This window comes from Rhizobium sp. BK112 (assembly GCF_014193215.1).
Classification (GTDB): domain Bacteria; phylum Pseudomonadota; class Alphaproteobacteria; order Rhizobiales; family Rhizobiaceae; genus Rhizobium; species Rhizobium anhuiense.
On the sequence record NZ_JACHYZ010000017.1, the window covers coordinates 21,946 to 43,440 of the forward strand.

Annotated in this window: 21 protein-coding genes; 5 read left to right on the top strand and 16 right to left on the bottom strand. The window is 61.2% G+C overall.

Annotated features, from left to right (window positions below; all coding sequences use genetic code 11):
- Positions 1-18 precede the first annotated feature (18 nt).
- Genes FHT75_RS31225 through FHT75_RS31245 form a run of 5 tightly spaced genes read right to left on the bottom strand, consistent with a single transcriptional unit; the run spans position 19 to position 5,079 of the window.
- Entirely contained in the window at positions 19-786 is a 768-nt protein-coding gene (locus FHT75_RS31225; RefSeq protein ID WP_049813421.1) for an ABC transporter permease, read from the bottom strand.
- Positions 783-1,559, bottom strand: coding sequence for an ABC transporter permease (locus FHT75_RS31230; RefSeq protein WP_028756751.1), 777 nt, complete (start codon positions 1,557-1,559; stop codon positions 783-785). Before FHT75_RS31230 ends, FHT75_RS31225 begins: the two co-directional genes overlap by 4 nt.
- Positions 1,556-2,377 (bottom strand): ABC transporter ATP-binding protein, encoded by an 822-nt coding sequence (locus FHT75_RS31235; RefSeq protein WP_028756750.1) that lies wholly within the window; start codon positions 2,375-2,377, stop codon positions 1,556-1,558. The genes FHT75_RS31230 and FHT75_RS31235 overlap by 4 nt, the downstream gene beginning before the upstream one ends.
- A gap of 1 nt (position 2,378) precedes the next feature.
- On the bottom strand, positions 2,379-4,121 hold the full coding sequence (locus FHT75_RS31240; RefSeq protein WP_063475621.1) for a thiamine pyrophosphate-binding protein: 1,743 nt from the start codon (positions 4,119-4,121) through the stop codon (positions 2,379-2,381).
- Between the two features lie 31 nt (positions 4,122-4,152).
- Positions 4,153-5,079 carry an ABC transporter substrate-binding protein gene (locus FHT75_RS31245; protein WP_143541067.1) on the bottom strand — a complete coding sequence of 309 codons (927 nt, stop codon included), beginning with the start codon at positions 5,077-5,079 and terminating at the stop codon, positions 4,153-4,155.
- 131 nt (positions 5,080-5,210) lie between these two features.
- Here FHT75_RS31245 and FHT75_RS31250 point away from each other — a divergent pair, with 131 nt between their 5' ends.
- Entirely contained in the window at positions 5,211-6,137 is a 927-nt protein-coding gene (locus FHT75_RS31250) for a LysR family transcriptional regulator (protein ID WP_063475623.1), read from the top strand.
- 123 nt (positions 6,138-6,260) lie between these two features.
- On the opposite strand, the gene FHT75_RS31255 is transcribed toward FHT75_RS31250, so the two are convergent.
- The 4 genes from FHT75_RS31255 to FHT75_RS31270 form a co-directional block, all read right to left on the bottom strand.
- Complete coding sequence (locus FHT75_RS31255) at positions 6,261-8,507, bottom strand: methyl-accepting chemotaxis protein (protein WP_025554546.1); 2,247 nt, start codon at positions 8,505-8,507, stop codon at positions 6,261-6,263.
- A 242-nt stretch (positions 8,508-8,749) separates the two neighbouring features.
- Entirely contained in the window at positions 8,750-9,748 is a 999-nt protein-coding gene (locus tag FHT75_RS31260) for an AraC family transcriptional regulator (RefSeq protein WP_246712998.1), read from the bottom strand.
- A 202-nt stretch (positions 9,749-9,950) separates the two neighbouring features.
- Complete coding sequence (locus FHT75_RS31265) at positions 9,951-10,313, bottom strand: antibiotic biosynthesis monooxygenase family protein (protein WP_025554542.1); 363 nt, start codon at positions 10,311-10,313, stop codon at positions 9,951-9,953.
- Between the two features lie 12 nt (positions 10,314-10,325).
- Positions 10,326-11,327, bottom strand: a complete 1,002-nt coding sequence (locus FHT75_RS31270) for a nuclear transport factor 2 family protein (protein ID WP_245445219.1) — start codon at positions 11,325-11,327, stop codon at positions 10,326-10,328.
- Positions 11,328-11,391: 64 nt separating this feature from the next.
- On the opposite strand from FHT75_RS31270, the gene FHT75_RS31275 reads away from it, so the two are divergent.
- Positions 11,392-12,273, top strand: a complete 882-nt coding sequence (locus FHT75_RS31275) for a LysR family transcriptional regulator (RefSeq protein WP_025554537.1) — start codon at positions 11,392-11,394, stop codon at positions 12,271-12,273.
- Positions 12,274-12,407: 134 nt separating this feature from the next.
- A complete protein-coding gene (locus tag FHT75_RS31280) occupies positions 12,408-13,370 on the top strand; it encodes a LysR family transcriptional regulator (RefSeq protein WP_025554536.1) in 963 nt (320 codons plus the stop codon).
- A 59-nt stretch (positions 13,371-13,429) separates the two neighbouring features.
- Here the strand turns inward: FHT75_RS31280 and FHT75_RS31285 are convergent, their stop codons facing one another.
- Entirely contained in the window at positions 13,430-13,843 is a 414-nt protein-coding gene (locus tag FHT75_RS31285) for a hypothetical protein (protein WP_052213385.1), read from the bottom strand.
- Positions 13,844-13,922: 79 nt separating this feature from the next.
- On the bottom strand, positions 13,923-14,606 hold the full coding sequence (locus FHT75_RS31290; protein ID WP_047615222.1) for a hypothetical protein: 684 nt from the start codon (positions 14,604-14,606) through the stop codon (positions 13,923-13,925).
- A gap of 244 nt (positions 14,607-14,850) precedes the next feature.
- Between FHT75_RS31290 and FHT75_RS31295 the strand changes: the two genes are divergently transcribed.
- Positions 14,851-15,477, top strand: coding sequence for a TerC family protein (locus FHT75_RS31295; RefSeq protein ID WP_028758505.1), 627 nt, complete (start codon positions 14,851-14,853; stop codon positions 15,475-15,477).
- A gap of 1 nt (position 15,478) precedes the next feature.
- Here FHT75_RS31295 and FHT75_RS31300 read toward each other — a convergent pair whose 3' ends face one another.
- Genes FHT75_RS31300 through metG form a run of 3 tightly spaced genes read right to left on the bottom strand, consistent with a single transcriptional unit; the run spans position 15,479 to position 18,639 of the window.
- Positions 15,479-16,297, bottom strand: coding sequence for an MBL fold metallo-hydrolase (locus FHT75_RS31300; RefSeq protein WP_183845451.1), 819 nt, complete (start codon positions 16,295-16,297; stop codon positions 15,479-15,481).
- Between the two features lie 4 nt (positions 16,298-16,301).
- Positions 16,302-17,084, bottom strand: a complete 783-nt coding sequence (locus FHT75_RS31305; protein WP_097544300.1) for a TatD family hydrolase — start codon at positions 17,082-17,084, stop codon at positions 16,302-16,304.
- Between the two features lie 4 nt (positions 17,085-17,088).
- A complete protein-coding gene (gene metG / locus FHT75_RS31310; protein WP_028757353.1) occupies positions 17,089-18,639 on the bottom strand; it encodes a methionine--tRNA ligase in 1,551 nt (516 codons plus the stop codon).
- A 233-nt stretch (positions 18,640-18,872) separates the two neighbouring features.
- Here metG and FHT75_RS31315 point away from each other — a divergent pair, with 233 nt between their 5' ends.
- On the top strand, positions 18,873-19,658 hold the full coding sequence (locus FHT75_RS31315; protein ID WP_028758508.1) for a sulfite exporter TauE/SafE family protein: 786 nt from the start codon (positions 18,873-18,875) through the stop codon (positions 19,656-19,658).
- 121 nt (positions 19,659-19,779) lie between these two features.
- Here FHT75_RS31315 and FHT75_RS31320 read toward each other — a convergent pair whose 3' ends face one another.
- Together FHT75_RS31320 and tmk are read right to left on the bottom strand one after the other, a co-directional pair.
- Positions 19,780-20,805, bottom strand: a complete 1,026-nt coding sequence (locus FHT75_RS31320; protein WP_028757351.1) for a DNA polymerase III subunit delta' — start codon at positions 20,803-20,805, stop codon at positions 19,780-19,782.
- Positions 20,806-20,813: 8 nt separating this feature from the next.
- The gene (gene tmk / locus FHT75_RS31325; RefSeq protein ID WP_028757350.1) at positions 20,814-21,494 is read right to left on the bottom strand and encodes a dTMP kinase; all 681 of its coding nucleotides are present in this window, start codon (positions 21,492-21,494) and stop codon (positions 20,814-20,816) included.
- Position 21,495 lies beyond the last annotated feature (1 nt).

Here is a 21,495-nt window from a genome sequence, read left to right on the forward strand (position 1 = left end):
CTATTCAAAAGACAAAAATCAGCGGCTGGCGGCCTGCCAGCGCAGGAGGCGTTTTTCCGCAACCGATAGCAACCGGCTTCCGGCGAGGCCAATTGCCCCCAGAATGACGATGCCGGCGAAAAGATCGGGGGAACGGAAACTTCGGCTGGCCGCCAGAATGCTCTGGCCGAGCCCTTCGCGGCTTGCAAGCATTTCGCCGACGACGGCCAGAATGAGTGAGATGGTCAGGCCGAGCCGCAGGCTGGCGAGGATCATCGGCATGGCGCTCGGCAGTGCCAACTTCCAGATCACCTCTGAACGACTGAGGCCAAGCACCTGACTGACCTCATAGAGCCGCGGCTCCATGGCGGCGAAGCCGTGCATCGTGGCGAGCAGCATCGGCCAGAGAGCACCGAAGGCGATGACGACGAGGACCATGTGATCGGAGAAACCGAGAAAGGCGATTGCGATCGGAATCATGGCCGAAGCGGGAAGCGGCCGAAGCAGTTCGAGCGTCGGAGCGATGAATGCGCGAGCCTGTTTCGACACGCCGATAAGCGCGCCGAGAAAGACGCCGACGAACGAAGCAAGCAGCCAGCCGAGCAGCATGCGCTGGATCGTCTCCAGCGTCTGCGTGAGAAGGGCGCCGCCGAAGAGCCCCTTCACCAGCGCGGCATAGGTTCGCTCCGGGCCGGGGAAGAAGATCGGCGAGACAATTTTGGCATCGGTCACCAGCTTCCACGCAAGAACGAAGAGTACCAGCGCCCCAGTGCCGAGCAAAAGCCGTCGCAGGGAAAAATGCCTCATCGCCCCTCTCCCTTGACGAAGGCCGGAAAGAAGGCCCGTTGCGCCGCGTTGAGAAGCAGGCTGATGAGCCAGCCGATCGCGCCGATCCAGATCAGATAGGCAAACATTTCAGCCGGCCTCAGGGCCTGCTGCGCCATCATGATACCATAGCCGAGGCCGAGCGGATTGGCCGTGATCTCCACCGTCACTGCGACCACAAGCGCATAGCCGGCGGCAAGTTTCAGCGACATGAAGAGCTGTGGCAGGATGGCCGGCAGAACGATCTTGCCGAGACGGGCGGCAAAGCCGAGTTGAAGTACGCTGGATACCTCTATCAGGCGCGGCTCCACCTCCTTGACGGCGGCGCGTGCCAGCACGACCGAGGGCCACAGCATGCCGAGCGCGATGATGACGATCTCCATTTCCGCCCCGAAGCCGAGCAACATCATCACGACCGGGATAAGCGCCACCACGGGGATCGGCCGCAGCAGCTCGATCGTCAGATCGAGTGCATCGTCTGCAATGCGGGAAAGGCCGAGCACGATGCCGAGAAGCGATCCTGCCCCGACACCGAGAAGGCACCCGGCGGCAGCCGCTTTCAGCGTATCCGCCGTCGCCCGCAGCAGCGAACCGTCTGCGACGACGGAGAAGAAGGCCTTGGCAATATCGAACGGGCTCGCCAGGCTGTCGCTTTCCAGCGCAGTCGCGGTCGCGGCAAGCTGCGCCAGGCCGATGAGGGCGACCGGCAGCAGAGCCGCGCGCCAGCCAGTGCTCAGCAGGCGCTGCGCGGTCATTGGTGATCATCCTTGATGAGATCGTAGAGTTCACGGCGCAGACGCAGAAATTCCGGATCCTCACGGGTCAGAAGCTGGTCGCGTGGCCGCGACAGCGACACGTCGACGATCCGCCCGACGCGGCCGGGATTCGGCTGCAGGCAGACGATCCGGTCGCCAAGATAGATCGCTTCCTCGAGATCATGCGTGACGAAAACCATGGTGGCCCCGGTTGCGGCAACCAGTCCGAGAACCTCGTCCTGAAGCGCCTGCCGCGTCATGGCATCAAGGGCGCCGAAGGGCTCGTCCATCAGGAGCACCTTCGGCTCCTGCGCCAGACAGCGGGCGATCTGCAGGCGCTGCTGCATGCCCCCGGACATTTCACCCGGATATTTGTCGGCGTGAGCGCCAAGGCCGATCTTCTCGAGGAGATCTCGGATGATCCCAGGCCGGTCGGCGGGGCGGCAGCCGCGTGCTTCCAGCGCCAGCGATACGTTGCCTGCTGCCGTCCGCCAGGGCAGCAGAGCCTTTCCGTAGTCCTGAAAGACGATCGCCACGGAGCGGTTCGGTCCGCCAAGCCCCGCGCCATCGAGTTCGACGCTGCCGGAGGTCGGTTTTGCCAGACCGGCCAGCATGCGCAGCAGCGTGGTCTTGCCGCAGCCGGATGGGCCGATGACGCAGACGGTCTCACCGGCCGCGACATCGAGGCTGATGCCGCCGATGATCTGGAGCGGGCCATAGGAGAGCGTCACGTCGCGGATGCGAATCCGCGTCTCGCCGGAGGCCGGCGCATTGCTTTCACCATAGGGTCGGCGGGTGGAAAATTGCGTCACAACCACATCAAACTCCCTTCACAAGAGCGGCATGCGGGCCGCCTGCCCCCTGCGGGAATCCATAGGCATTCATCTTCGCGAAGTAAGGCATGCTGGGATGCGCCTCGAAACGGACGTGGCAATCTATCACCGCCGGGAGGCCGGAGGCGATAGCCCGCTCGAGAGCCGGCCCGATCTCTTCCACCGTTGTCACCCGCTCTCCATGGCAACCGAAACCGCGTGCGACGTCGGCATAGTCCACACCGTCAAGATCCGTACCGAACGAGAAGTCGTAGGTCTTTCTCTGGCCCATCTTGATGACGCCCCAGGAGGCATTGTTGTGGATGATGTTGATGATCGGCAGACCGTAGCGCCGGGCGGTGTCGAGCTCGGAAAGCGTGAAGCCGAAGGCGCCGTCGCCGCAGATGTTGAAGACCGGCCTGTCTGGATGAAGTAGCTTGAGCGCCACCGCATAGGGCGTGCCGAAGCCGAGCTGGCACATGCCGGGCTCGTGGAAACGGGTGCGTTCGATGGTTGCCGGGGTGAGATCATTGCTCCAGAAGGAGGTGTGGCCACCGTCGTAGGCGATCAGCGCATCGGCGGGCAGAAGCTTGCCGAGCGCGGTGCCGAGACGGGCGGGATGCATGACCGGGCCATTGTCCTCGTTCATGCGTTCGAGCTTGCCGCGATAGCTGGCGTAGATATCGCGCATGCGCGCCAGCCACCGCGACCGATCCGGTATCTGCCGGCTCCTCAGGGCATCAAGCAGATCGGCAAGCGCGCTGGCGGCATCCGCCCATATGCCGAGGGCATGGCGGGCATTCGCGCCAAGGCTCATCGGATCGATGTTGATGTTGATGAGGTCGGCACCGCCGCCTGCAAGGGCACCGGTTTCGTTCCAGAGCCAGGAGGAAAACCGGCATCCGACAGCTAGTATGACATCAGCTCCGGCAAGGGCCGAAGAAACCGCGTCGCCGCCAATGATGCCGCCATGGCCGATGAAGAACGGCGAATCCGAAGGAACCGTGCCGATGCCCATCTGCGTGGCGAGCGCCGGGGCCTTCAGAACCTCCAGAAGATTGCGGAACAGCGCGCCCCCTTCCGCGGACACGACGCCGCCGCCGGCAACCAGCACCGGGCGCTCCGCCTGCGCCAGCATGTCGGCGGCGCGGGCGATCTGGGCAGCGGAGGCTCTCGGGCCTTCGACGGTGCGATAGGCCGATGGCGGCAGCGAAAGCGCCGCGTCGTCGAAATCGAACTTGGTCGTAAATACGTCCTGCGGCACATCGAGATGAACCGGGCCGCGCCGCCCGGTCAGCGCTTGGCGGAAGGCGTCGCGGACGAGATCGGGCAGCCGTCGCCCGTCATGCACAACCGCGCTCCATTTGGTCAGCGGCTTCAGGAGCGCATGCGTGTCGAGATCCATGAACATGCCGCGGTGGGGATAGGCGCACGCATGGTGATTGTTTGAGGTGACGAGCACGAGTGGCAAGTTGTTGTTGAAGGCGGTGCCGAGGCCGCCGACCAGATTGGACGAGCCCGGTCCCATTTCACCGAGCGCCACGCAGATCCGTCCGCTCGCTGCGGCAATCGCCGCCCCCATCAGGGGGCCAGATGCCTCATGGCGCACACCGAGATAACGGATCGACGGTTCGCGCGAAATTGCATGCAACAGCGGGTTCAGCTTGCCGCCGGCGACGCCGAAGACAAAGGGAACCGCTTCCCGAACAAGCAAAAGGGTTAGCGCTTCCGCGCCGGTCATCTGGGCCATGATGTCACCTGTGGATATTGACGAAGGGGGCTCAGGGAGCGATCAGGCCAGCGGTATCGATCTCGCCGGTCAGCATGCCGCCTTCCCGCATCGCCTTGTCGAAATAGTCGAGCGCGGCCGTGGTCGGCACGGTCTTGCATTCCGGCAGTTCGATCTTGTTCAGAACCTCAATGGGCAGCTTGGTGTATTTCGAGACGATCTCGCGGGTTCTGGTCTGATTGGCGGCCACCAGGTCTGTCGCCTGAGCGAAGGCGGCGCGGAACGACTTGATGGTCTCGGCATTGTCCTTGGCCCAATCGCGGGTCGCCACGAAGGTCGTATAAGGCAGGCTTTCGGGAAGGTCCGCCATGAAATTGAACGCCACCTTGCCATTCGACTGGCTGACGGCGCGACCGAGTGAAGGCTGTCCGGCGATGATTGCATCGATGGTGCCGCCCTTGAGGACGTCAGCGGTGTTCGGGATCGGCACCTCGATGAAGGTGATGTTCTTCTCCGACACGTTCTTCTGCTTGAGCCATTGGCGGAACAGGATATCCAGGGTGCCGCCGATGCTTGGCGTACCGATCTTCTTGCCCACCAGGTCCTCCGGCTTGGCGATCTCGACACCCTCGCGTACCGCAAGACCGACATTCCTGGCCGTGCGCGCTGCGGTCACGCCGCAATTGGCAACGACCACGAGGTCGATCCCGCTGTCGACCGCCTGCAACAGCACGGTGGGCGAAACGGCGACGATCTGGTGCGAGCCGGCGACCAGCGATGCCACCAGCGTCTGGTTGGAGCCGGTCGGCAGGAACTCGACGTTGAGGCCATTCTTTTCAAACAGGCCCTCATCCTTGGCCACGAAGGCGGCTTCCACTTCGGCAATGGGAGGCGTGCCGATGGCGATCCGGGTTTCGGCCCAGGACTGGGTCCCGCCGGCGATGACGACAGTTGCGGTCAGAATTGCGCGCTTGAACATAAAGATCTCCTCGAACACGGGCTCCTCAACCCATTGCGACTATTCCAAGCGCGGCGCCTTTCATCAATAGACAGAACGGCAGTTCAGCTATAACCTTAAATGCATATCGCGGCACGAACGGAGGCGAGGCTGTGAACCTTCGAAAATGGGAATATTTTCTGAAGGCCGCCGAGTTCGGCAATCTGTCGCGCGTGGCCGAAAAGCTCGACATCTCGCAGCCGGCGCTCAGCCGGCAGATCACAGCCTTGGAACAGGAGATCGGCGCGCCACTGTTTCATCGCACGGGTCGAGGCTTGACACTGACGCCGGCCGGCGAAGTGTTCCGGACGCGCGCGGAAGCGGTTCTGGAAGAGATCGCCAGGATTCCGGAGGAAGTCATGCACGCCGCCAACACGCCATCAGGCCGGCTTGCCTTCGGCGCGCCGCCCTTCATGGGACGCGTATTGACCGGCGAACTTGTGGCAAGCTTCGTGGAGACCTACCCGCATGTGCGCCTTCGCGTCCGCGGTGCACATTCGGTCCAGCTTCGCGAGGCGATCTTTTTCCGGGACATCGACATCGGCATTCTGGCTGCACCGTTGACGGAGCCCGATCTGCACACCGTGCCATTGCTTCAGGAGCAGCTTTACCTGGTCGGGCCTGTCGACAGCGGTCTGTCGCCCGATCGGCCGGTCAGCCTCGATGCGGTGGCGGACCGACCGCTGATCCTGACGCCGCGTCCCGACGGCCTGAGAACACTGGTCGAAGCAGAATTCGCCCGTATCGGCCGCCGGGCAAAAGTTGCCGTAGAAACCGAATATGCGCCTATGGACGACCTCATTCGGCGCAAGGTCGGCTTTGCCATCATGCCCTATTGCGGGATGGTCAACTCACCGCTGACCCAGTTCGCCTGGTCGCCGATCGACAACCTCAACGTCACTTGGCTGATCGCCTCGCTTCAAAATACGGAGCGCACGCTTGCAGCGATACGCTTCACTGAAATGCTGCACAAATCAACCGAGGAAAACGTCAGGACGGGCAAGTGGCAGGCACGTTATCTTGGCAAGCAAGGCGCGTGAGGATGGATCAGACAAATCCTGAACCCAAGCAGTTCCGCGCGGTGAAACAGCGTCGAGGAAACGGCCGGGAACGACCCTGCCGTTGTCTTCATGGTTGATATATTCGATGGCAGTTTGCCGGAGTCAGAACTCTTGCCAATCTTCATTTGAGGATGCGAGTGCTAGATTGCCACGGCTCGTTTGAGGCAAGGGGCGTCGAACGCTTCTGAGTTCTGTGGCAGCTCTTTGTATGCGAATGTCCTTCCGCCCGGTCTCGAAGCGGAAATGCTTCAACAGCGTCGCCAAACTCCGGCTCTCCTGTGCAAGACTCGCACCGGCTGCACTCATCTCCGCGACCATGCTGGCATTTTGCTGCGTTGTCTGATCCATGTGATTGACGGCTGTATTGATCTCGTGAAGTCCGGAGGACTGTTCTTGGGACGCTATCGCTATCGCGTCCATGTGAACGTTGACATCAAGCACGAGCTCCTCGATCGTCCTCAGCCCCGAACCGGTTTCACTGACGAGTTTTACCCCCTCCCCGACAGCCGAAGCCGAAGTGTCGATGAGCTTCTTGATTTCCTTCGCCGCGTTGGCAGAGCGTTGAGCGAGTTCACGGACTTCCTGGGCGACGACCGCAAAACCCTTCCCGGCTTCGCCCGCTCGCGCCGCCTCGACACCTGCATTGAGCGCCAAGAGGTTGGTTTGGAAGGCAATCTCGTCGATGACCCCGATGATCTGGCTGATCTGTTGGGAAGAGCCCTGGATACGGTTCATGGCGCCGATCGCGTCACGCACCACACGACCGGATATCTCGGCATGATCTCGCATGCGTTGAACGGCGCCGCGGGCTTCCGAAGTCCTTTTGGTGGTGGACATCACATTGGCGGTGATTTCCTCCAACGCTGCCGCAGTCTCTTCAAGCGAGGCGGCCTGCTGCTCCGTGCGTTTCGAGAGATCTTCGGAGGCGGCGGACACGTCGGCGCTGCCGCTGGTCACGCTTTCAACAGAGCGCCCGACCGTCTGGAGCGCGTCCCGCAGTTGCCGTATAGAGGCGTTGAAATCCTCGCGCAGGCTTTCGAATTGCGGAGCGAACGGCTCCTCTAGCTCACAGACCAGGTCGCCATGCGCCAATCGCTTCAAACCTGTCGCGAGCGCCGTGGTCGCCCGCGTAAGCCGGTCTTCCGCCTCGCGCTCGGCGCTTTCCTGGATGTCGAGTTTTTCTTTTTCCGAGCGATCCCGCTCGGATTCTGCCGACGCTTCGAGGTTCTTCTTCTGAATCGCTGCCTCACGGAAGAATTCCAGGCTTCGCGCCATCTCACCGATTTCATCGCGTCGGCTCGTCAACGGCACTTCCGTTGCGGTATCGCCCTCCGCCAGTCCCGTCATGCGTCCGGTCAGCGACCGAATGTAGCGGGAAATCCTGCGAATGACCGTTACGCAGAGCAAAAGGACAATCGTCATGATCGCGAGTGTCAAGCCGGAATAGCCCAGGAAGGATTTCCGAAGTTCGGAGTAGCGTTTGGCGGCCGTCTGGTCGAGCCGTGCGCTGGCGCGTGTGACAAGCTGGCCCAGCAGTTCGGCTCTCCGCCCAGTTGCGGCATTCCAGCGATCAGCTGTATCGACGGGAAAGGAGACGTTTGGCAGGTTCGCGTAAACCTGATCGCGCACGCTCGCTATGAACCTGCCCTCGGCGCCAGCCTCGAAATCGTCGTAGGGTTTTACCAGGTCCGCTGGCAGAAACTCATGCATCGGCGCGAAATAAAGCTGTCGCAGGCTCTTGGAATACAGAAGCGACGAAAAGAGATCGACCGCCATTGTCGAATTCTTGATATAAGCCCTGCCCGGCCTGATTTCCATGAACCCCGCCTCCCTGAATTGCATTAGGGCGTGGAAGCCGTTGATGAAACGCGCCAGTTCGAGATCGTCGATCGTCGCGCCGGTGCGGCGGATCAGATCCAGACCGGCGGCCGCAGCGGGACGCAGGGCAACACCTCCTTCAGTCTCGCCGGCGGTTCCGGCATCGACACGGCTGCGGAAATTCGCAAGATTGTCGCGCTTCTCGCCAATGATCTGTACGGCATGCTCGATCGCGGGATCGGCAAGACCGGACGCTTTCCAGGCGTCGTAGGCAGACTGAACTTCCGCAAGAGCAGCATCCGATGCGGCCCGGCGCGCCTGACGGTCGTCAGCAGAAGAAAACGCTTCTGCCGGGATGACCTGTGCCAGAACGCCGCCAGCCCTTCCAAGGCGTTGCGTGACGTCCGCCTGCTCGAAAGAAGAATACCCATGGTAGTATTCCAATGCGGTCGACGCACCCATAAGCGCGAAGGCCAGCAGTGGAAATATAGTCAATAACATAAGTAGCAACGTTAGCGGCAATCTCGACATTCCAACCTCATCAGCTCAAATACGCTGCTTGCCGACACAAGATGGATTTCACCGCGGCGAAATTGGTCTGCGGATATCGGCAAAGCATGCACTTCCGAGCGATAAGTGAATGGCGCGCGCTTACCAGAAACTTAAACCGCGAGAGGCCGTACGATTCCGTCTCGGATATCGGACCTTTCCCGCGATATGTGGCTCACGCCGGCATCCTCGATACCCCCGGCGCTGGCGAGGGACGCGGCTATTCAGTCGGCCGAACTCGACCCCGAGCTCCGCAATGTTTCTGACGGAAGCACGCCGTAGCGCTTTCTGTAGTCGGCGGAAAATCGACCGCGGTGGACGAAACCCCACTTGAGCGCGACTTGCTTGACCGACAGGTCCGATCCACCTGTCATCAATTCGCGATGAGCCGCCTCCAGCCGCAGGCGCTGGAGAAAGGCAAAGGGAGTCGTATCACGAAAGTCGCGAAATCCCTGCTGCAACGTCCGCGGGCTGACGCCGCTTGCGGCTGCGATGTCGTTCACGGTTATCGGCTCCGAGATATGCGCGCGCATATAGTCGATCGCCCGCTTGACGCTCCTCGGCAGGGGCGGCTCGCCAGTGCGGTAGAGCAGGTCGCTCGAATAGCGATGCCGAGCGGCTTCCATCAAGAGTTCGATCGTTGTCTCGGTGAGGTTGCTCAGCGCTATCGGCGATTGAACCAGGCTTCCATCTGCCAAACCGGTGTACATAAGGGCCGACAGCCGCATCAACAGGGATCCTGAGGCCGTCGACAAGTCGATGTCCGGCGCGAAATCGAGATGGCCGCGTATTGACATGTTGAGGCGCAGCGCCAGGCGCCGTATCAGTTCGTCGCGAGGGATCCTGAGGCCGAGGTGTTTTCTTGATCCGATGAAACGCGTTGCGCTTGCGGCCAAACTGTTCACGAAGACGCCACGAGTTCCCTCCGATAACATCTCTTGACCGTTCATGGTAACGACGGAGCGTCCGGAGAGAGGAAGGATAATCACATCGGTCTCCGTCGGACTCCGATGCCGGACCGTCAGATCACCTTCATAAACGCCGGCGATGAGAGAGATTGGTCCGGCCGTGATGGAATGGATATTGTAAGAGACGGCTTCTCTGCTCTCCAGAACGGCTTCGGTTCGCAGGCAGAGGCTGGAAAGAGCGGCCGCAAGCTCATCAATGTTAGAGCCTTTGAGCGACAATTGACGGATTGGGATCGTTGCATGCCGGCGGTTCAATTTCAGCCCCACATTTCGAGAAACGGAACGTCTTAATCCGAGCGGCGCCCTTCATTCAGCCCCCATCAGCGTGATGTACACGCGAGATAGCGCATACGATGGCCCAACGATACGACCCGCGTCGGCGACCAAAACATCCATCCGCCGGCAATATCGATGTGTGGGCTCACCCAACAGCGTGAGCCCACACGGGTGCAGCCGCTCAGCGGATAACGAGGTCGTAACGCGTCATCGTCATCGTTGAGGCGTCGATCATGCTCATGAACTCTGATGCTGCCGGTGCATCGGCAAAACTGTCCATCGAAGCCTGCGCGGCGGCAGCCGATTTCCAATGCACGATAACAAGCCATTGGCGGCCGTTTATGGCAGTCTCACGCGAAACGAAACCGGGCTGCTTGCTGACGTGCTGATCTTCGAGGGCCTTGTCGACCTTTGCGAAGGCTTCGGCTGATACGCCATCCTTCAAGTTCATCGTCACGATTTCGACGACATGCTTCTCTTGGCCCATCGCTGTACCGGACATGGAAACGAGAAACGCCAGAATGACTGACAGGACGAATTTCATTTCGCGCCTTCCTCAGAACTTTCCGTTGTCGTGGGCCATTTGAGCCGGGATGGTGGAAATCGTATCCCAATGCTCGACAATCTTGCCGCTCTCCACGCGGAAGAGGTCGAAGAAGGCAGTTGGTGTTTCGCCGAGCTTCCCTTCCGAGGCCGTGAAGACGAAGTTGCCCTCGGCAACGATCAAATGTGTCTTGGTGTAGGCCATCGGCTGGCCGGCTTCGGCCATCGCCTTCAGCGCGGCGCCCAGGCCGTCCAATCCGTTGCCCACCATCGGGTTGTGCTGGATATAGGTTTCCGTCGAAATATAGTCGGTGATCTTCTGCGGTGCCGTGCCGAGCAATACGTCATGCACGAAGTTCTCGACCAGCGTACGGTTTTCGGCGGTTTTGGCGAGATCCTTGATTTCGGTCGCGCCGTCCGTCATCGAATTGCCACTGGCTGTTTTCGACGCGGGGACGGCAGCCTGTAGATTGTCCCAATGTTCGGCAACCTTGCCGTCTTCGACACGGAACACGTCGAATGCGACCATCGTCTGGCCGCCAAAGGCCTGGGCATTTTCATAGGTCGAATGCAGGACCACCAGATCCCCCTCTGCCAGGACGCGATGAGTTGTCGCCGTCAGGCCGCTTTGCTTGAGCGCAGGCAGAAAGCCGAGGATAGGAGCGGCGCCCGTGGGTACGGCGGGATTGTGCTGAATGTAGTTTTCCTTCAGGAGCTGGCTTGCCGCTTCCGGATCAAAATTGGTGAACAGCGCGACGACAGCGCTCAGCACGATTTCCTTTGGGCTCATTTTTAAAATCCCTTTTACCTGGTTTGCATGAGGCAGCGCGGAACTGCGCTGCAGAACTTGTGAATTTCGCGCCCGACGACCGGGCGGGACCGGGTTGACGGTATCTTCGTCGAACGCGATACGGCACGCCGATTGCTCACCGCCGGAACGCCGCGTGCGATCGAGAGCGGCAGTTCGGAAGCAACCATCTATGTTTCCTGGATCTGCCGGGTTCCGATTTAGCACTGGCAATTAATCGCCAAAATGGCGATTATAGCGTCTCAGTTTCGCCAAAATGGAGACAATCGGTATGGATAAGATTGACGGCATGCGAACTTTTGTCGCCGCGGTCGAGGCGGGATCGTTTGCCGCCGCAAGCGAGCGGCTGGGCATTTCCGGTAAGCTCGTCAGCAAATACATCGCGACGCTTGAAGCTGACTTGAGAATGAATCTGCTTCATCGCACCACCCGATCCATGTCGTTGACGCATGACGGTCGGATCTATCTCGAGGGATGCCGACGTGTTCTGAACGAACTCGATCTGCTGGACATGTCCCTCGAGGCATCAAGTGGCTTGAAAGGCACGCTGCGTGTGGCAGCACCTCTGACCTTTGGCGAAACGGTCGTCGCAACCGCAATTCTCGAGTTCATGGATCTCCATCCGGAGGTTACGGTTGAGCTGGAATTGTCCGATGAATACGTCGATCTCGCTGAAGACGGTTTCGATCTGGCCGTGCGCATCGGCACTTTGAAGGACTCGAGCCTCGTGGCACGAAAGCTCGGAGAGGCAAGGCTTCTGGTCGTCGCCGCCCCATCCTACATCGAACGCCATGGCGCACCGGCCCATCCGGACGAATTGTCCAGCCACATTTGCATTCGCGACGCCAACAATCCTGACCCGAACCGTTGGCCCTTCCTGATTGAAGGGAAGCAGATCCAAGTGTCGGTCACCGGCCCCTTCCTCTCCAATAGCCCTCCCGCCTGCCTGATACCTGCGCGCGCGGGAAAAGGTATCTTCATCTGCCCCGACGTTTTTCTGGCTGACGACCTTGCCCAAGGCCGGCTCGTTCAGCTGCTGGCCGGTTTTCCATCGAGAATGATCGCGATCCAGACAGTCCAGTTGCCATCGGCCTTCCGCAAACCCAAGGTCGCAGCATTCATCAACGTTTTAAGAAAGCACATGAAGACATGAAGACATGAAGACGGCAGCCTCATGAAAAGTTGCCGATGGAAATGCGTGGCGTTGGGCGGCGCTGTAGGGCATCCATTGCGGACGTGCTATTCGACGGAATTCTGAACACACCCACGCCGAAGGTCTGGTGACAAATGGACTTGGATCCCCGACTGCTTCGCTACCTTCTCGCCATCGACCGCGCCGGCTCCTTCCTCAAGGCGGCGGAAGCGCTTCATATTTCCCAGCCGGCACTTTCTGTCAGCGTCGCGCGTCTGGAGGACGTAACGCAGATGCAGCTTGTCGACCGCGGTCGACATGGTGCGATCATGACGGAGGCTGGCAAGATACTGGTGCGCCATGCCGAAAGCATTGAAGCCATTCTGGAGATAGCCGGACGGGAATTGGAAGCGCGTGGCCGCGGTGTTGAAGGCCCGCTCCACATCGGCGGAACGCCGCTCGCGACCGGCAGTTTCGTGCCGCTGGTCGTCGGCCGCATTCTCGAGGAAAATGGCAATGCTGCCATCGAGGTAGTTGAGGGCACGGACGAGCAGTTGATGGAGCGGCTCCTGACCCACAAGCTCGATCTCGTCATTTCCAATGTCGGACAGAGACCGGCACCGGAGAGAGTGGAAGTCATTCCGCTCTTCACGGCCCGATCGGTGATCGTGGTTCGGGCGGGGCATCCATTGGAGGGGCGGCAAGACGTCTCTCTCGCGGAACTCGCCTGCTCGACATGGGTGATGCCCCCGCGCGGCGGCGCTTTCCGCAAACAGATTGAAGCCCTGTTCACGACAAATGGCGTCCCCTTCCCGGTACACCTTGTCGAGGCAGCTCCCTTCAGCGTGCTGAAGGCAATCGTGGAACGCTCGGATGGCGTTAGCATATTGTCCGATGAGTTCCTGCGCGAGGAGATCCGCCGGGGCGTGCTGACAGCGATTCCGCTGCAGGAACACATCGCCTCACGCCAGTTCGCCCTGCAGAAAATTGCAGGCCGGCAACTCAATTCGCTCGGTCAGCGCTTTGTCGACATCGCCATGGAACTGGCATCGGCATCGCAGACGGAAGCGGAACATTCGGTGCGCAGCGGCCAGAGCAATTCCAGGAAAAGTGTGTGAAACGGTTTTCCGTCCGGGATTGCGTGCGGTGCTGCGCTTCCGTGAAAAGCTGAACCGCTCTAGACCGATCGTAGCGCGCTCATGCGGCTTCGGATGCCAGGTGTTCTCGCGTCCGTGAGATGACCGGCAAATCCGGCAAGCATGACCCCGAGTGGAAGGCGCCGAACCAGTCTGGCTGCAATGAAGGTTGCGCAGATAGCCGCGGCGAGCTTCAGCCAGGGATAGTCGCCGAGCTGGACATGGGCGCTTGCATCGACCGATGTGGCCTTGGCTTTCAGCGCCGCCTCGGCGTCCTCGCGCAGCGCGCCGATATGGGCCTTCAGCAGCCTTAGCTCCTGCTGCAGGGCGTTGAGATCCTGGTCGGCTTTTTCACGCGCAGTCTCCACTGCGGCATCGGCAAAAGGCGGCTCACCTTCTGCGATCAGTTCGTCGGGGTCTGGAAGGCGGCCGTCGCGATTGATGGATGATTGCATGGACATATCCTCGAATAAACAAGCGGGATGAGATCAAGGCCCGGCATCGCCGCCGGGCCTTGATCCACGTCAGGCGCTATCAGTGATCGCGTCGGAAGCCCTGGCTCTGGTGAGATCCGCCCTGGGATTGCGACTGGGTCTGAGAGTGGCCTTGGGATTTCCCATCGGCATCGTCCGATGGTTCGGAACTGCTGCCGGGCAAGGTATAGGCGCGCACTTTGGCGCTTCCATGCGTGGTGTCCCGCATTGCCAGCGGGCGCGCATCGTCGAATGCGCTTTCGGACACGGCGAGGTCTTCCGACGCCTTGCCGCCAGAGGATTGGCCGGCAAAGCCGGTATTTGATGCGCCTTGTTGCCTGTCCTCCAACGACCAGAGGTCCGCCCGTTCATCCATGTCGATGCTGCCCTCGTCGTCCAGAATATCGTGGACGGTCTCGTAGAGCGCGTCATCGATATCATTGACCTGGACGAGGAAGCCGCCTCGCCGCAACCCTTCTGCGTAGACCGCCCGATCTTCGTCAGGGAAGAAGAAGTCCGCCAGCGCGTCGAAGAAGCCGCTGCGGTCGTCGCTCATGGCCCCGGGATTTTTTCCATCCGCCTCATATCCGGGCATCAACCTTATTCTTGAAACCGGCACGCCTGCGTCCTCAAGACGGGAGACGGCGGATTCGGCTTCTGACCGGCTGTCGAAAAATGCGGCAAGGCTGCTGCCGCCTGTCGGGCCTGAGAAAGCCGGGTTGGTATCGTTGTAAATGCTGCTCACGGGGTTCTCCTCTCGATGTCTCGATCCTGCCATCGATCGATGGCAGCTTTCCTGACTTGAAGAACCGGTGGCTGACGTGAATGTTCCAAGGCAATGGCGATGGGAATAGCGATGCCCCGCCGTGTTTCCGCCTTGCATGTCTGATGCACAGAGTCGCGAATTGTGCCGCCTGCGAAATCCGTCAGCGGTTGACGTTAAACCTTCGAGACGCTAGCACGGTTTTGACGCATTGGGGATAATTCATATGGACATCTTTACGGCAGCCGGTCTGACGGCTTTGCTGCAGGTCATTGCTATCGACCTCGTTCTCGCCGGCGACAACGCCGTAGTTATCGGTCTTGCTGCTGCCGGCCTCGAGGCGACGCAACGCCGTAAGGCGATCATCGTCGGCATCGTCGCCGCAACTGTTCTGCGTATTCTCTTTGCCAGCGTCGCGGTCTATCTGTTGGCGATCGTCGGCTTGCTACTGGCCGGCGGCCTGCTGCTCCTGTGGGTCTGCTGGAAGATGTGGCGCGAGCTTCGCGCCGGCCATGGCGAGAACCACGAAGCTACGGGCGCCGAACGCGCGCCGAAGAAGACCTTCTTCCAGGCGGCGACCCAGATCGTCATCGCCGACGTCTCGATGTCGCTCGACAACGTGCTCGCTGTTGCCGGTGCGGCGCGCGAACATCCGAGCGTGTTGGTGATCGGTCTTGCCCTGTCGATTGCGCTGATGGGCATCGCCGCTAACCTGATCGCCCGGTTGCTCAACAACCATCGCTGGATCGCCTATGTCGGTCTGCTGATCATTCTCTACGTCTCGCTCGACATGATCCATCGCGGCGGCGTCGAAGTGTGGCCCTACGTGCAGGCGAGCGGGCTCAAGCTTTAGACTAAATCCTGACCTCGGTCTCGAAGCTCATCTGGTCATACGCCGGCGCCACATGGTCCGGCGTCTCTGCCATGACAGCGTCGTAATCAAGCGGCGTGTGCATATGCGTGAGGATCGCCTGTTTCGGCTTCAACCGGCCGATCCAGTCAAGCGACTGTTCCAGCGACAGATGGCTCGGGTGATAGGTATATTGTAGCGCGTCGATGATCAGCACGTCGAGGTTCTGAAGCTTTTCGACGGTCTGCGGCGGGAAATCGCTGATATCGCTGCAATAAGCTACATCGCCGATCCGGAAGCCGAGCGAGTGGATATCCCCGTGCTGCTGGAGATGCGGATGGAAGGCGATCGCGCCGCCCGGGCCGCGAATTTCGACGGGTTCATCCAGGTTTTCGATCACAACGGGCAGTACGATCGGTGGATAATTGCTGCCCGGCGGCGTTTCCAGACAATAGCCGAAGGCTTCCCGCAGCCTGTCCATCGTGAATTGGTCGGCAAAAATCGGCACCCGTCGGCGGGTATTGTGAAAATAGCCGCGCAGATCGTCGATGCCATGAATATGATCTGCGTGCGGATGGCTGTAGAACACGGCATCGACATGGTCGGCCCCTGCCCTGATCATTTGCTCGCGAAAATCCGGCCCGGTGTCGATAACGACCGTGGTGACACCGCCATCCGGCGCGAATTGCTGCACCATGAAGGCGGCGCGCGTGCGCCGGTTTTTCGGATTGTCGGGATTGCAGGCGCCCCAATCGCCGGTAATGCGCGGCACGCCCGGTGACGACGAACAGCCGAGAATGGTGAAACGCCGCCGGTAGAGCACGCCGCTAGACCCTCGGCATCTTCGAGAACAGACGGAAAGCGTTCTCGGTCGTGATCCGCGCCACCTCTTCGTAGGAAAGGCCGATCGTATCGGCGAGCACCTCGGCCGTGTTGACGACATAGGACGGCTCGTTGCGCTTGCCGCGCCAGCGCTTCGGCGCCAGATACGGCGCGTCCGTTTCAACAAGCAGTCTGTCATGCGGGATCGTCTTAGCGATCTCGCGCAGCTCCTCCGACTTCGGAAAGGTCAGGATGCCCGAGAAGGAGATATAGCCGCCGAGCGCGACGCCGGTCGTGGCAAGCTCCGGGCCTGCGGAGAAGCAGTGGAGGATGAAGGGGAAGGCCCCCTTCCCGGTTTCCTCGGTCAGGATCGCCGCCATGTCCTCGTCGGCGCTGCGGCTGTGGATGACGAGCGGCAGCCGGGTCTCGCGCGCCGCCGCGATATGGCGGCGAAAACCGGTCTGCTGGTCCTCCGGCTTCTGCGTGTCGTAGAAATAGTCGAGACCGGCTTCGCCGATCGCCACCACCTTCTCATGGGCATTGGCGAGACGCACCAGCTCTTCCGTCTGGATATCAAGCTCTTCGTCGGCATTGTTCGGATGGGTGCCGACCGAGCAGAACACCGAGGGATACTTCTCCGTGATGGCAAGCAGCGCGCCGAGTTTGCGCACCCGTGTCGAGATCGTCACCATCTGCGAAACACCGGCCGAATGGGCGCGCGCGACGATCTCGTCCCGCTCCGCCTCGAAGTCGGCGAAATCAAGATGGCAATGCGTGTCGATCAGCACGGCTTCAAGCCTCCGGAGCCACGTAGCGCGGGAAGACCGGGGTCGGCGCTTCGAGAGCCGTTCCGGCAACGAGACGGCCTGCCTCGCCGAGGGCGGCGAAGTCGCGCTTGTCAGCGGGTGCGGCAACCAGGTCGAGCAGCTTGCCCGATGATTCCGGCATGAAGGGCTGCAGCAGGATGGCGATCTGGCGAACGACTTCGGCCGTCACATAGAGCACCGTGCCCATACGCTCCGGATCGGTCTTCTTCAGCGCCCAGGGCGCCTGGCCGGCGAAATAACGGTCGGTCTCGGAGACGACTGCTATGATCGAGGCGAGCGCCCGGTGTATCTGCTGCTTGCCCATGTCCTCGCGCGTCGATGCATGCAGCGCGTCCACTTGGGCCAGCATCGCCTTGTCCTCGTCGCTGAGCGTCCCGCATTCCGGGATCTTGCCGTCGCAGTTCTTGACGATCATCGACAGCGAGCGGCTGGCGAGATTACCGATGCCGTTGGCGAGGTCGGAGTTGATGCGCGTGCCGATCGCCTCTTCGCTGTAGCTGCCGTCTTGGCCGAAGGAGACTTCACGCAGGAAGAAGTAACGCACCTGGTCGAGGCCGAAATGGTTCACCAGATTGACGGGATCGACGACGTTGCCGAGCGACTTCGACATCTTCTCGCCCTTGTTGAGCAAGAAGCCGTGGGCGAAGACGCGCTTCGGCAGCGGCAGCTTCGCCGACATCAGGAAGGCCGGCCAGTAGACGGCGTGGAAGCGGATAATGTCCTTGCCGATGATGTGCACGTCGGCCGGCCAGTATTTCGCCCGCGGGCCGTTCCTGTCTTCTATATAGCCGGTCGCTGTAATGTAGTTGGTCAGCGCGTCGACCCAGACATACATGACGTGGGCAGGATCGTTCGGCACCTTGATGCCCCAGTCGAAGGTCGTGCGCGAGACCGAGAGGTCCTTGAGCCCCGATTTGACGAACGAGATCACCTCGTTGCGGCGTTCGGCCGGACCGATGAAGTCGGGATTCGCCTCGTAATGGGCAAGCAGCTTCTCCTGGTATTCGGAGAGCTTGAAGAAATAGCTTGCCTCTTCCACCCATTCGACGGGCGTGCCCTGCGGCCCGTAGCGCACACCGTCGGCGCGCAGCTCCGTCTCGTTTTCCTGGTAATAGGCCTCGTCGCGCACCGAATACCAGCCGGCATAGCTGTCCTTGTAGATGTCGCCATTGTCGGCCATCAGGTTCCAGATGTTGCGCGACGTCTCGTGATGACGCTCCTGCGTAGTGCGGATGAAATCATCGTTCGAGGCGTTGAGCAGCGTTGCCATCGCCTGGAATTCGCCGGAGTTGCGGTCGGCAAGCGCCTGCGCGGTAATCCCCTCGCCGCGCGCCGTCTGCTGCATCTTCTGGCCATGTTCGTCGGTGCCGGTCAGGAAGAACACATCCTTGCCGTCTAGACGCTGGTAGCGCGCCATCGCATCCGTCGCGATCAGCTCATAGGCATGGCCGATATGCGGCTTGCCGTTGGGATAGGAAATCGCGGTGGTGATGTAGAAGGGTGTCTTGTCTGTCATGGAGGCCAATGTCCGGCTAACTCTATAAAAATGGTCAGCCGCTCTTAGCGCATGTCACCGTCGAGCGAAACCTCAACTTTCCAGCTGTCGATGATTTCCCGGACGCTGGCGTGGTGAACTTGACTCCGCTTCTGCCGCCATCTACCCGTCATGGAAAAGAGGGCGGGACAAAACGAAGTGGCAGTTTTCATCTATCGGAATTGTCGTGGCTGCGCGCTGACAGGGGCGCCTGTTTGACATTCGAGCCGCTCTATTCGCTTTCCGGCCTGTGTGTGGGCGCCCTCGTCGGCATCACCGGCGTTGGCGGCGGTTCGCTGATGACGCCGCTGCTGGTGTTGCTCTTCGGCGTCCATCCGGCCACCGCGGTCGGCACAGATCTTCTCTATGCGGCGATCACCAAGACGGCGGGGACTGCCGTTCACGGCATGCATGGGCGGGTCAACTGGAAGATCGTCGGCAGTCTGGCCGTCGGCAGCGTGCCGGCCGCCCTGCTGATGCTCTGGCTGTTGGCGGGCGTCGACCGCAAAAGCATCGGCGTCACCAATACGATCACCACCGCGCTGGGCTGGCTTCTCGTCATGACCGCCATCATGCTGGTCTTCCGAGGTCCGATACTCCAGCTTGCGCGCCGCGCCATCGGCGACCGCACGCCGCCGCGGCCGGCAACCATCCTCGCCCTTACCGTCATTCTCGGATTCTTGCTCGGCGTCCTCGTCACCCTGACCTCGGTCGGCGCCGGTGCGCTGGGGGTGACGATCCTGCTGATCCTCTATCCCAGGCTCGATGTGCGCGAGATCGTCGGTTCCGATATCGTCCATGCGGTGCCGCTGACCTTGATCGGCGGCACCGGCTATTGGCTGATCGGCGAGATCGACTGGCCAATGCTGTCTGCCCTGCTCATCGGCTCTATCCCCGGCATCATTATCGGCAGCCTTCTGGCGCCGAAGCTGCACGAGCGCACCATCCGCATCGTGCTCGCCGCCACGCTAGCAGTGGTCGCAGGCAAGCTGCTGACCTAGAGCAATTCCAGGAAAAGTGCGAAGCGGTTTTCCCAGGCAAAGCGCGAAGCGGTTTTGCCGGGAATTGCGTCAAAACAAAAGGATAGAGCGGTTCTGCGCTTCCGTTAAACGCTGAACCGCTCTAGAGGCCCGGCTGTTTGATATCGGCGAGAATGCTGATGATCGTCTGCTTGCGGTCGAGATTATAGGCGTCGGAAATGGTCAGCCGCTCGGTAATGTCCGAATAGAGCCGAGCCAGCCGCTCCGCAGCTGTGATCTGCCCCTCGCTTGCTGCCGCCCGCGCGCGGTTCATGATATCGTCGCCGACATGGCTGACGAAGAAATCGAAGATCGTGTCGCTTTCCCTGCCCGAAAGCGCGTCGGCCAGCCGATGCATCGCCTTGCGCGCCGTCGGTCCTTGGGCGGAAAGCATCTCATCATAGGCGGCAATGATCTCGCCGCCACCGTAGTTCAGGAGTTTCAACGCCTCGCCGACGCTGCCCTTGGCGGCCGAAAGTACCGCCCCGCCCTCGCCTGATATGCCGAGATGGTCAAGGGCCGCGACCAGCGCGGCGTCGGCAAGCGGCGCCAGTTTCAGCGGCAGGCAACGAGAGCGGATCGTCGGCAGCAGCCGTCCCGGCGCATGCGAAAGCACCAGGAACAGCGCCCGCTTCGGCGGCTCTTCCAGGATCTTCAGGATGGCGTTGGCGGCATTGCGGTTCATGTCGTCGGCCGGATCGATGATGACGATCCGCCAGTTGCCGGTGCCCGAGGTCTGCGAGAAGAACTTGCCGGCGCGGCGCACCTCGTCGACGGTGATCGCCGATTTCACCTTGCCGGTCTTTTCGTCCACCGGCCGGGCAAGATGCAGCAGATTGTGCGAGGCGCCGGAGGCGATCTGCCGGCTGACGGGAGAGGCAGGGTCCGGATCGCCGATCATTTCCGGCGCTCGCTCGGGATCGGGATGCGATAGCACGTGATTGGCAAAGCGGAAAGCGAGCGTCGCCTTGCCGATGCCCTCCGGGCCCTCGATCAGGATGGCGTGGTGGCCCTTGCCGGAGCGGTAAGATTGCGCAAGGAAGGCTTCCGCCTCCTCATGGCCGAACAGCCTGGTATTTTCTCCCGGCCAGATGGCGCCGTCGAGCAGTCCGGGCCTTTCCTCACTCATGATGGGCTTCACTCATGATGGGCGGCTTCCGGCATTCGCAAACGGTCGGCGGGCGACTTGAGTTGTTGGACGATCGCCAGGATCTCGGCAGCGATCGCCTCTTCGCTCTGCATGGCGTTGACCACGTGGCAGCGCTCCGGCTCGCGGGCGGCGATGTCGAGAAAGGCCTCGCGCCGTTTCTCATGCGTTTCGAGCCGCTCCTTCTCGAAGCGGTCGGGACCGTCGGCTGGAGCGCGCTTCTGCGCCCGCTCCAGCCCGATCTTGGCGGGGATGTCGAGGATCACGGTGCAATCCGGCATGACGCCGTTGATGGCGATGCGCTGCAGCGTCTCGATGAAATCCGGCTCGAGATTGCCGGTTATGCCCTGATAGACGCGGGATGAATCCATGAAACGGTCGCAGAGCACGATCTTGCCGGCGGCCAGCGCCGGCCGGATCACCTCTTCGACATGGTCGTTGCGCGCCGCGGCAAAGAGGATCGCCTCCATCCGCGTGCCGAAGGCTTCGGCAGCCCCTGACAAAAGCACGTGGCGCACGGCCTCCGCGCCCGGCGATCCGCCTGGTTCGCGCGTCATCAGCACGTCGTGACCTTCGCCCTTCAACGCTTCGGCGAGGCGGCGGATCTGCGTGGATTTCCCCGCGCCTTCCCCGCCTTCAAACGTAACGAACAATCCCGTACCGGATGACAAT

Excerpts from the sequence above, each read along its gene's own strand:
- FHT75_RS31225 (WP_049813421.1), bottom strand. The coding sequence starts at position 786 with ATGAGGCATTTTTCCCTGCGACGGCTTTTGCTCGGCACTGGGGCGCTG.
- FHT75_RS31230 (WP_028756751.1), bottom strand. The coding sequence starts at position 1,559 with ATGACCGCGCAGCGCCTGCTGAGCACTGGCTGGCGCGCGGCTCTGCTG.
- FHT75_RS31240 (WP_063475621.1), bottom strand. The coding sequence starts at position 4,121 with ATGGCCCAGATGACCGGCGCGGAAGCGCTAACCCTTTTGCTTGTTCGG.
- FHT75_RS31245 (WP_143541067.1), bottom strand. The coding sequence starts at position 5,079 with ATGTTCAAGCGCGCAATTCTGACCGCAACTGTCGTCATCGCCGGCGGG.
- FHT75_RS31255 (WP_025554546.1), bottom strand. The coding sequence starts at position 8,507 with ATGTCGAGATTGCCGCTAACGTTGCTACTTATGTTATTGACTATATTT.
- FHT75_RS31265 (WP_025554542.1), bottom strand. The coding sequence starts at position 10,313 with ATGAAATTCGTCCTGTCAGTCATTCTGGCGTTTCTCGTTTCCATGTCC.
- FHT75_RS31275 (WP_025554537.1), top strand. The coding sequence starts at position 11,392 with ATGGATAAGATTGACGGCATGCGAACTTTTGTCGCCGCGGTCGAGGCG.
- FHT75_RS31280 (WP_025554536.1), top strand. The coding sequence starts at position 12,408 with ATGGACTTGGATCCCCGACTGCTTCGCTACCTTCTCGCCATCGACCGC.
- FHT75_RS31285 (WP_052213385.1), bottom strand. The coding sequence starts at position 13,843 with ATGCAATCATCCATCAATCGCGACGGCCGCCTTCCAGACCCCGACGAA.
- FHT75_RS31295 (WP_028758505.1), top strand. The coding sequence starts at position 14,851 with ATGGACATCTTTACGGCAGCCGGTCTGACGGCTTTGCTGCAGGTCATT.
- metG (WP_028757353.1), bottom strand. The coding sequence starts at position 18,639 with ATGACAGACAAGACACCCTTCTACATCACCACCGCGATTTCCTATCCC.
- FHT75_RS31320 (WP_028757351.1), bottom strand. The coding sequence starts at position 20,805 with ATGAGTGAGGAAAGGCCCGGACTGCTCGACGGCGCCATCTGGCCGGGA.